This window comes from Pseudoalteromonas sp. NBT06-2, from assembly GCF_002276045.1.
Lineage (GTDB): Bacteria > Pseudomonadota > Gammaproteobacteria > Enterobacterales > Alteromonadaceae > Pseudoalteromonas.
Window position 1 is genome coordinate 18,380 of the sequence record NZ_NQMR01000116.1, and the last position, 10,060, is coordinate 28,439.

At 33.1% G+C, this 10,060-nt stretch carries 14 protein-coding genes; 6 read left to right on the plus strand and 8 right to left on the minus strand.

Features of this window, described 5'->3' with window-relative positions:
* The first annotated feature begins 193 nt into the window (after positions 1 to 193).
* Entirely contained in the window at positions 194 to 322 is a 129-nt protein-coding gene (locus CJF42_RS29125) for a hypothetical protein (protein ID WP_286203511.1), read from the plus strand.
* Between the two features lie 112 nt (positions 323 to 434).
* On the opposite strand, the gene CJF42_RS18940 is transcribed toward CJF42_RS29125, so the two are convergent.
* On the minus strand, positions 435 to 1,676 hold the full coding sequence (locus CJF42_RS18940; RefSeq protein WP_095368182.1) for a DEAD/DEAH box helicase: 1,242 nt from the start codon (positions 1,674 to 1,676) through the stop codon (positions 435 to 437).
* A 197-nt stretch (positions 1,677 to 1,873) separates the two neighbouring features.
* On the opposite strand from CJF42_RS18940, the gene CJF42_RS18945 reads away from it, so the two are divergent.
* Together CJF42_RS18945 and CJF42_RS18950 are read left to right on the plus strand one after the other, a co-directional pair.
* Entirely contained in the window at positions 1,874 to 2,119 is a 246-nt protein-coding gene (locus tag CJF42_RS18945; protein WP_095368183.1) for a hypothetical protein, read from the plus strand.
* A 90-nt stretch (positions 2,120 to 2,209) separates the two neighbouring features.
* Positions 2,210 to 3,442, plus strand: a complete 1,233-nt coding sequence (locus CJF42_RS18950) for an MDR family MFS transporter (RefSeq protein ID WP_095368184.1) — start codon at positions 2,210 to 2,212, stop codon at positions 3,440 to 3,442.
* A 32-nt stretch (positions 3,443 to 3,474) separates the two neighbouring features.
* Here CJF42_RS18950 and CJF42_RS28165 read toward each other — a convergent pair whose 3' ends face one another.
* Positions 3,475 to 4,923: an adenylate/guanylate cyclase domain-containing protein gene (locus tag CJF42_RS28165; RefSeq protein WP_212668837.1), complete on the minus strand. Its 1,449-nt coding sequence runs from the start codon at positions 4,921 to 4,923 to the stop codon at positions 3,475 to 3,477.
* 247 nt (positions 4,924 to 5,170) lie between these two features.
* On the minus strand, positions 5,171 to 5,326 hold the full coding sequence (locus CJF42_RS18960; protein ID WP_095368185.1) for a LysR family transcriptional regulator: 156 nt from the start codon (positions 5,324 to 5,326) through the stop codon (positions 5,171 to 5,173).
* A 315-nt stretch (positions 5,327 to 5,641) separates the two neighbouring features.
* On the opposite strand from CJF42_RS18960, the gene CJF42_RS28735 reads away from it, so the two are divergent.
* A complete protein-coding gene (locus CJF42_RS28735) occupies positions 5,642 to 5,764 on the plus strand; it encodes an oxidoreductase (RefSeq protein ID WP_252097669.1) in 123 nt (40 codons plus the stop codon).
* Between the two features lie 208 nt (positions 5,765 to 5,972).
* Here CJF42_RS28735 and CJF42_RS18970 read toward each other — a convergent pair whose 3' ends face one another.
* From CJF42_RS18970 to CJF42_RS18990, 5 genes are all read right to left on the minus strand, one after another.
* Entirely contained in the window at positions 5,973 to 6,656 is a 684-nt protein-coding gene (locus CJF42_RS18970; RefSeq protein WP_095368186.1) for a helix-turn-helix transcriptional regulator, read from the minus strand.
* 25 nt (positions 6,657 to 6,681) lie between these two features.
* The gene (locus CJF42_RS18975; protein ID WP_095368187.1) at positions 6,682 to 7,002 is read right to left on the minus strand and encodes a hypothetical protein; all 321 of its coding nucleotides are present in this window, start codon (positions 7,000 to 7,002) and stop codon (positions 6,682 to 6,684) included.
* Between the two features lie 307 nt (positions 7,003 to 7,309).
* Positions 7,310 to 7,594: a tyrosine-type recombinase/integrase gene (locus tag CJF42_RS29365; protein WP_095368188.1), complete on the minus strand. Its 285-nt coding sequence runs from the start codon at positions 7,592 to 7,594 to the stop codon at positions 7,310 to 7,312.
* 242 nt (positions 7,595 to 7,836) lie between these two features.
* The gene (locus tag CJF42_RS18985; protein ID WP_095368189.1) at positions 7,837 to 8,052 is read right to left on the minus strand and encodes a hypothetical protein; all 216 of its coding nucleotides are present in this window, start codon (positions 8,050 to 8,052) and stop codon (positions 7,837 to 7,839) included.
* A gap of 644 nt (positions 8,053 to 8,696) precedes the next feature.
* Complete coding sequence (locus CJF42_RS18990) at positions 8,697 to 9,074, minus strand: hypothetical protein (RefSeq protein WP_095368190.1); 378 nt, start codon at positions 9,072 to 9,074, stop codon at positions 8,697 to 8,699.
* 463 nt (positions 9,075 to 9,537) lie between these two features.
* Between CJF42_RS18990 and CJF42_RS27645 the strand changes: the two genes are divergently transcribed.
* A complete protein-coding gene (locus CJF42_RS27645) occupies positions 9,538 to 9,696 on the plus strand; it encodes a hypothetical protein (RefSeq protein ID WP_170940664.1) in 159 nt (52 codons plus the stop codon).
* 174 nt (positions 9,697 to 9,870) lie between these two features.
* The gene (locus tag CJF42_RS19000; RefSeq protein WP_095368191.1) at positions 9,871 to 10,059 is read left to right on the plus strand and encodes a hypothetical protein; all 189 of its coding nucleotides are present in this window, start codon (positions 9,871 to 9,873) and stop codon (positions 10,057 to 10,059) included.
* Position 10,060 lies beyond the last annotated feature (1 nt).

Genomic DNA, 10,060 nt, shown 5'->3' on the forward strand with positions numbered 1-10,060 from the left:
AAAAAATAAAAAATAAAGATCAATCACGTTAGGTACGTTTATACCCAAACCACTTCAAGATGCAGGATTCAGTTGGAAGTAGAAATACTTTAGGCTAGGCATTGATTGAAGAACATGGTTATTCCCTTTTCAAAATCAATAACGCTGCATAAAGTATTTATAAACCAACCTTACAGGGACTTCTGAGCAAATCATGCTCGTTGTTCCATCTTTTTTTAAGGGAGTAACCATTAATGCAAAGATGCGCCTAGATCATGAATTGCTCAGCAGTCCTGAACCTCACATCTTGAAGTGGCTTGGGTATAGTATGCGTAGTGTTTGAGTGTTCATTATAAGTCCTAAATGTGTAAATACATTTCAGGACAAGACAGTATAGCTAATAAAAAAGGCTGCAATTAAACAGCCTTTTTAGTTTTAAATTACCTAATAAAATTTTACCAAGGTATTTTATCAAGTTTAACTTCAGTACCTAACAAGTTTGCAATTTTTGGCACTAAACGTTCTTGTTCAGGGCTAACTAATGAAAATACATGACCTTGTATATCATCAACCGTTACTTTTGGTGCATCAGAAAATTCAAATTGTTTAGTTGTTAATACATCTTTAGATAACTCTTGCTTCATTGCTTTAGCTTTGTTTTCAACTTTTTTCACAGCATTGCGTGCTGTTCTACCTGCTCTGTGAATGTAATCATTACTGTTTACTGGTAAATCAAAATTAATCACATAATAAAGATTATTAAAATCAATACCACGAGAAGCAATATCTGTAGCCACTAAAAACTTAAACTCTTTATTTTTAAAACCATTTAAACGTTCTTGACGTCGTTTTTGTGGTATTTCGTTATGAATACCTAGGTTTGAAAAGTCATTTTCAGTAAGTAAGTCAGTTAAGGTTTTCACATCTTGTTTTGTACGTGTAAAAATAAGCGCTTGATCGCATCTAAGCATATGTAATAGTTTGATTAAGTGTGCTTCTTTATGCTTTCGGTAACAGCGATACATAGTATGAACAATTTTTGATTGTGCTGGCTGTAGTTGTTCTGTTTTAATTTCTTTTTGGTGTGATAAGTTATCTTGGCTAAATTTAGCTAACGTTTTTGTATCCGTTGCTGAAAATAAAACAATTTGTCTTTTTTTAGGAAGTGCAGTAAGAATAGTTCTTAATTCTTGCTGAATGCCCATGCTCACTAATCTGTCTGCTTCATCCATTACAAAATGTTTTAAGTTATCAAGTGAAAAAGTACCAAGTTTTAATAGGTCAACTAAACGTTTTGGTGTTGCAATTACAATATCGGCACCACGTTTAAAACGTTTAACTTGAGATTCAATGCGCACACCACCAAAAATGCTGATGGTACGTAAGTTTAAATCTTTACCATAGTTACTTATTGATAATTCTAGCTGTTGTGCAAGTTCGCGAGTAGGTACTAAATAAACAGCACGTACAGGACGTACTTCATCTTGACTATGATCAACTTGACTTAATTCTTGTAATGTCGGCAATAAATATGCAGCAGTCTTACCCGTACCCGTAGGTGCAATCGCATATGTGTCAGCGCCAGATAAAACGGCTCCAATAGATTTCTTTTGTATATTGGTAGGAGTTTTATAACCTAAGCGTTTTATGTTTGCTTGAAGGGTCTTGTTTAGACCCAATTCGGCGAATATAGTCATTTTGATCTACTTGTAACAAATAATGGTCGGCATTATACCTAGAATTAAATCAAATTACTTAAATTTGACTAAAAAGTTGAACGTAGGTTGGAATAGAGTCAGTAAATAATTAAGCATTATTTTTTTCTTTATTAGGGGCAGTTGATCTTTCAGGGTTAAATTTTTTTGAGATAAAAGTATTTTAGTCGCGGCGAGTAGTGTGCAGCATTCTAAGTAAATACGACTCAACAAAGAATAAAATGCTTTTAGCCGAATCCTTCGGACAGCGTTTGTTGGGCATTTTGACTGCGTTATCGCCTTTTTATGTGGAACAACCACATGACAAAGCCTCTGCCTTGTATAAATGCCCAACAATTCGCTGCAAAAGTAATCTCGAAAGATCAACAGCCCCTATAGTCTTTTTAAAAGATAGTTTTTTAAAAAGTAATACAAATATTATCTAATCAAATAACAATATTATTAGAATCCATCTTGACCTCATGTTAACTTGAGGTCTTATAGTCCTTTCATTGAAATTTATTAAAGGACTGTTTATGTCAACTGTCATCTCAATTAAAAGATTAAAACGTTTTACAAATTTGATATGGATACTGCAATTGGGTAATTTTTTTATTCGTGGAACTTACTATATGGTGTGGCCATTCTTGGCTGTGATTTTATATCAAAAGTTTAATCTATCAGCATCAGAAGTCGGCTTACTGTTAACAGGCTCGTCGGTGTTTTCAGTCGCATTAGGTTTTTACACTGGTAATTTATCTGATAGGTTTGGTCGTAAACCGGTTATGATTGTGGCTGCATTATTGGGGATCATCGCTTTTTCTTGGCTTGCGGTAGCAGATACTTTATTTACATTTTGTACTGCGGTATTCTTGGCAACTTTACCACGCTCATTGTGGGATGCACCGAGTAAAGCTGTATTAGGTGATGAATTACCTGATTCAAAAGACAGAGAACTCGCAATGCAAATGCTCTATTTTTTAGTTAATGCTGGCGCTGCAATTGGTCCATTAATAGGCTTATGGGCAGGCTTAACAGGCGAGCAATCGAGCTTTATGTTCACCGCACTGGCTTATGTTGGTTTGTTTATTGCTGTATTAGTGACTTTTAAAAATAAAAAAGTTACTAAGCAAAGTAAGTTAGATAGTAACTTCAACTTTAAGCAGGTTATCGCTTTGTTATCTAAAGATCATGTTTTCTTGTTAGTTATGCTAGCTAATATGCTGATTTTATTTATATATGCACAGGGCGATTCAAGTTTAATTCAATACTTAACCCGTGCTGAAATACCGGAACTTATTACGCTCATTTCTGTCATTATTGTGATGAACTCATGTGTGATTGTGATATTCCAATTCCCATTATTAAAACTAATGGAAAATATAGAGATTAAAAGGAGGATATATATTGGCATTATTTTATTAGCAGTATCGCAATTAGTATTTGCATTTAATCCTGTTGATTATTACTTTGGCTGGTTGATAGGCACCTTTATATTAAGTATAGGAGAGGCCATTTTGTTCTCAAATATGAATGTGCATTTAGATAGACTCGCCCCTAAAAAATTAAAAGGCAGTTACTTTGGCGCAGCAGGATTATGTTCATTAGGCTTCTCTTTTGCACCATTACTTGGCGGTATCGTATTAGATGTTTGGAGCGGGCCAACATTATTTAGTATAGCATCAGGGCTCAGTGTCATAACAATATTTTTATATCAAACAAGTGATAGCTTAAAGCGGCCTAATTTTGAGGCTTTAGAATTGAGTTAAGGGCATTGAATTAATAGTTGTGCTCACAGAAGTTATTTCAGTTTATCTTGTTTTTCTGACAATATTTGGCCAATTTTTTGTTTTTGTTCATTGGATAATTGGTCAGGTGTAATTTGATCTAAAATGTTGTTTAAGTCAGTGTGTAATTTAAAGTGCTGCTCTTTAATTTGCTCATGTACATCGATCACACGATAAGTTTGTATTGAGTAAGCGATACCTTTAACCGTAATTCTTTCTCTTTTCTCACAAAAAACGATGTCTTTTACTAACATATAAGTTTGATGTGATATTAGCAGTTCATCAGATTGCGCGATAGACTCTAATCGACTTGCTAAGTTAACGGTACCGCCAATTATGGTGTAATCTAAACGATCTTCTGAACCAAAATTACCAACGGTACAATAACCTGTATTTACACCTGCTCTGATCTGCAAAGGTTCATAAATACCTTCAGAGAGCCACTTGTCTCTCAGTACCTTCATTTTTTTTCTCATTTCTAAAGCCATGAGAATACAATCTACAGCATCTTGTTTATGCCCTTTACTTTCAGGATCGCCATAAAAAATCATGATAGCATCTCCCATGTATTTATCTACGGTTCCGCCAAATCGCATTGCAATTTGTGACATCTCATTAAAGTACTCATTGAGTAATGTTGATAATACTTCAGGCTCAGTGGAGTCTGTTAGTTGTGTGAAGCCTTGAATATCAGAAAAGAATACAGTGAGGTTTTTTCTATTGGTTTCAACTTTTACTGAACGTTCACCAGAAAAAATAAATTTATAAATCTGTGGTGATAGGTACTTAGATAAACTAATCGCCATTTGTTCTTGTTTAGCATAAAGGCGGGAAATTATTAATGCAAGAAAAATTGACAATATTGCGGCGGCTAATAAAGTAATTACCAATACTGAAACGGTAATTTTTTGTACGTTTTTAGCTTCTTGTTGTACTAATATTTTTTGGTTATCAATATTTCCTTGAATATACTCTATTAATATATCCAATAGATCCGTTGGAGGCCTATCCAATCCTCTTACATATTTATCAGCTGCTTGATAATTTGTAAATTTAGAATGTTCAAAAATGGTTAAAGCTTGTATATAACTTTTTTGTAAACTCTGGTGTGCAGTTAAAAACTTATTTAAAATTGTAAGCCCTTCACTTGATATTTTCAGTTTTTCAAGATTTTTGCCTCGTTTTATTACACTATTATATTGAATCTCAAATTTTTTTTGGTATTTAGTCAAGTCAGCGTGTTTATGACCACGTATGAGTATATTTTTCCATTCTTGAACTTGTTTTTTGAAGTCTACTTGCATGTTACGAACTTCATCTATCGATTGTGTATTGTTTAATAGTTGGTCATATCGAGCGTTTAATCTATCCATTTCATAATAATTGAACAAGCCAACAAACAAAATTAGCGTTAAGAGTATGATATAACTAATAATGACTTTCATAAATATTGAAATTTTCATTCGATTTAAAGCCTTAGTCTTAATTAGTTGTGTTAAGCAATAGTAGATTTAGATGAGTTTTTATTGACTTAAACTAGTCGTTTGAACGCAGTAAAGCAAGAGTATAAAAAGTAAAATAGACGATCAAATTTTAATAAGGATAAATTTTCAAGAAAAAAACGCTTGATTGAGTAATAGATAGCTGGCTATTAGGATTGAAAGCAACGATGTTATTGGACTATTTAGTTCATTTAAAGTGAGCACTTATTTATTCGTATAATATGCGTACACTAACTTCTTGCTCTAACAAGCTTACTTGTTTACTCACTGCTGATTTTGCAATGCCTAATTGGCGCGCAGCCTGAGCAAAGCTTTTAGACTGCACCACTTTAGTAAAAACGCCGATACGCTTTAATTCATCCATAATAATTCTATCATTCTATTAATGAGAACAGTGCTATATAAATTATCCATCTAGTAAAGAGTTTAATAACTGTCAAAATCAATTTATCGAAATTTTAAATAGATATCGAGAGAAAGGACATAACAATTGACACATTATTAAAATAAGTAGATCTCGGTGCAGGTTTGATATTAAACAAGAGGTTAATTATGGCATACCGGAAGAGTATCTCACCCATACTTTTTAAATGGCGAAAAACCAATGGCACCTTTTGCGTTGGCGATTGAAGGTCATGTGCCTCGTATGGAAAATTTACATTATGGCAAACCACAATAAATGAATAGTAAAGATATAAAACCAGTCATTTCTGATTTTGCTACTGCTGCAGCCAATATTAAAAAAGCAGGCTTTGATGGTGTAGAAATTCATGGTGAAAATGGTTATTTAATTATGTTTTAAATAAACTCACTTGAATTAACTTATGTGTATACAGGTATGTTTGAAGACAGCAAAATAGATTAGCTTGATGGTACTGTAACCCAGATTACATTGAAAAAGTTAAAACAGCGCAGGAATTAACCCAATATGATGACAGCATGTTAGCTCAATTGGTTTGATTTGTAGTGTTATAATTTTTAAATGAATACAAATATATCAGCATCGAGACTTATTGCGATGTTGATACTTGGGCTATGTAATGAGTGATGTTTTTTGTTTCTGAGGTAGTAAAGTGCTGCAGTGTTGTTTGCAATGTTTGTATGCGATCAATTCGAAACTCTCTATAATCTTTTCGTAATAAACAAAAAGCAATAATAGTCCACGTTCCACCCCAATATACTAAACTAAGCGGTTCTATTAGTCTTTTACTGGCATTATTTTTAGCATCAATATAGCTTATTTCTAATATATTAAAAGCTTGAATTGCTTGTCGTATCGTTGCTGAATATGCACTATGATTTTTATTTATATGAAAGTCAGGCACTAAAAAAGGCATTGGATGATTTTGCTGTAAATGCTCGGGAATAATCGCTTCTATTTTTTCAATTGCTCTGGTGGCGCTTTTAGCTAAGGTCTTATCACTCCAAGCCTGTACCATTTTACTACCAAGCATTAATGCCATTAATTCATCAATTGAAAACATTAATGGTGGTAGTTCAAAATGGTTTGGTAACAAATAACCGATGCCTGCTTCAGCTTCTATCGGGACACCTGAAAGTATTAAAGCTTGAATATCCCGATAGATGGTGCGCTCTGAAACTTCTAAGGTTTCAGAGAGGTTCTTTGCTGTAATAGCTAAACGACGACCTCGAAGTAATGTTACTATTTGAAATAGTCGTTCTGCTTTATGCACTTAAAGTCCTTATAAATTATGAAGCTTATGTTTGGCTATCACATTGGCTTTGAGCCAGTATATCTAAATGATCTAATATTACAGAGTCTTTTTCGATACATTTAATAAACTCAATACACAGCTCAGAATCCAAAAAAAACTTTTGTGCCAATTGTGCTTGATCTAAGCTTTGCCAATATACAATGTCGATATAAGTTGCACTTGAGTTACTTTTACATAATGAACGATACAACATACCTGGTTGCTGATATAAAAACTTCTCAAATTGATCATTTGATTTTAAAAAATCACTTTCTTTTACATTCTCTTTAAGTTTAAAGTGAACTATTTCAACAGTCCGTGCCATTTTTTTCTCCTGCGATTAACTGATAAGTAATGGTAACTGAGGCTACTGACAATGAGTGTCAGGAGAGATTTTTATTTTTAGATATTTAAAATTAATGTGTTAGGCGCTTATTTTGTGTGTATTTACTAGTTAAAGCGACTAAAAACCTACAATAAAAAAAATAGCAAAAACAATAGGTTGTAATACTATACGAATGTAAAACTACTGTATATTGTGGCGGTTTAATTCGATTAAATAATAAAGAATTTGAAATTATTTCTGTGTATGGATAAGTATATCTTATGAATATTAGGGGAGGGTGTTGCAATTAAATATTAATTGCAACCGGAGATACTTCAATCCATTCTATATTATGTTTGTCTGTGTAAATATTTGTTGTTGCCTGGTTGGAGTGGGCCATTCGGCTCATTGGATTATGCCCTGAGTCCATCAATTCTTGTGCTGCAATTCTTCTTATTTCATGAAAAGTTGGTCTTGCTTTTTTATCAATATCAGAATACAAACCAAGTTGATCGCGTATTTTTGAAAATCCCTCGCTGATATACGTACTCGTTACTTGAAATTCAAGAAGTGCTGATAGAGTTTTTATCAGAGCTTATGAACTTATAGGAAAGAACTAGTCAAGAATACAAAGAAATGGTCTGCAGATGTTTGGTTTAGCGAAGTTGGCTTAGAGCCTTTTTAGAAGTAATTGGATTCAGGTATTGCTTTTTGACTCTAGAGCTTAATGATCGATATCTCTGAAGATTGGTCACAATAACTAATTTTAACTAGCCTCTAAAAAAGGGACGAATGAGACGCTTAATTAATACATCACTTGGCAAATAACAGCCCCTATATTTCTAAATATGTTTTTACTTCTCGCTCAATACGTCTAAATTCATTTATTTCGACTTCCTGGCCTGGCGCATATGGCGTTCCAGCAATACAAATATCTAAGAGTTCTTCACCTACGAATAATAACTGAATTGTTCTTTCTTCGAAGATAGCAGAGCATAAATTTTCTAAATTAACGTAAAAGCCATCAACTATTTTTAAACCTTTTTTCATTTTAACTCCTTTATATGATAATAATTAAATGCCTTATATTTTTACATGTTGTGAATAAAACCTACATAAATCAATTATAGCTGATCTATACCCAAACCACTTCAAGATGCAGTCCTGAATCTCACATCTTGAGTGGCTTGGGTATATAAACCAGTGGTTTAATGTAATTAAGCGTGAATTATTTTATTTACTCACGTCTTTCATTCTCATAAGTTCTTAATTCAGCTAAGTAAGTAGTGAAGCTGTTAAACAAGCATTAAGTGATCAGCTGATATAAGGAATAATAAAATTGATGCTGTTTATAATGAAATACCACACCAAAATTTTAATAGGGCATTTTAGCGTTTGAATGATATTGCGGGTATAGTGGAAAATATTAAATAATTAGATTGAGCGCACAGATGATTCAAATTATTGCAGCTAATGGTGGTGGAGTAATATTACAGGTAAAGAAGTAAATAGTGTTGGAACTATCATGGTTGGTAATAAAGATAATTCTAATTATAACAGTGTTTTAGTTGATAATCCAAATTCTATTTATGGTGTTGTAGTTACTAACATAATTTTAGCAACTACAAAGATAAAAAGTCATGTAATAACATTAAACTCTTAAAAATAAGTTTATTATAATGACTTTAATTTACTTATGGTCTTGGTATTAAACCGCCGGAGTCAATAATAGCTCTTTCATAGTATGTTCGTTCCCAACCTTCTGAAGCACTCTTATAAGTATCAACTATTAGCGGTTCGCTATTTAGATGAATATATTGTAGAGCATTATCAAAATGAATAGAGAGATATTCACCTTGTCTTGAAACTTGTGTTGATGTTCCATAAACACTATTCCATACGGAATAAGTCATGTAGTCAGGGCCCAAATCACTTTGCTTACATTCAGTTAAGATGTCAAGAGACGTTGAATCATTGCTCCAATATCCTTCTTCCTGTGGTTGGCTGCAGATAGCCATTGCTTGAGATGAAAAAAGAAGGCTTATAGCCGCTGCTTTAATAAACGATTTCATAAAATACCTTTGAAATTTAAATGATAAATAATATACAATAGAGAATATATAATTAATTCTCGTTATGATTATCATTCCAAATTAAAAAATACGCAAGCTATTTTTACCTTTTTTGGGTACGCTGTGTTTTTTGGAATTATTGGGGCTGGTCTTGTCTTTTGACTCCAGATCTTAATGACTGCAATATCTGAGAAACTGATTAATTTGATAAATCTTAGTTTTGGACTTTTCGGTAACGGTATTTATCCGGCTAGTCGGAAGTTTCTAACCTCCAGCCTAATTGATATAAATCACTAAAGTGATATGTTTTATACCCAAACCACTTCAAGATGCAGGATTCAGTTGGAATTAGAAATGCTTTAGGCAAGACATTGATTGAAGAACATGGTTATTCCCTTTTCAAAATCAATAACGCTGCATAAAGTATTTCTAAACCAACCTTACAGGGACTTCTGAGCAAATCATGCTCGTTGTTCCATCTTTTTTTAAGGGAGTAACCATTAATGCAAAGATGCGCCTAGATCATGAATTGCTCAGCAGTCCTGAACCTCACATCTTGAAGTGGCTTGGGTATAGATTAACTAGTGATGTAGGTTGTTTTTATCTGTATAATTGTAACTAAATGAAAGGATTAGAATAATTTCTTTGATAACAATTTCTATAAACTCTCACTGAAACGTTTCTTACATCACTTTTGCATTGATAAACGCGACGATCGCAAGTTTTGCTTTATCCTTGGCTCTGGAGCTTCTGTAACATTCGGTATCAAAACTGGTGCAACATTTTTAAAGAATAGATGACTGTATTAGAAAGTACACTTGAACCCGGTGAATTAAATGAGTGGAAAAAATTGGAGGGTATTGAAGACGAAAATTTAGCTAAAGACTACGCAAAAATTTTTGGTAAACGTTTTGAGTTAGATGAGAAGCAAGGTTTTTCAGAGCTAGAAAAGGCAATGAAAAAAGTTAACAGAGTAGTGGTGTAAT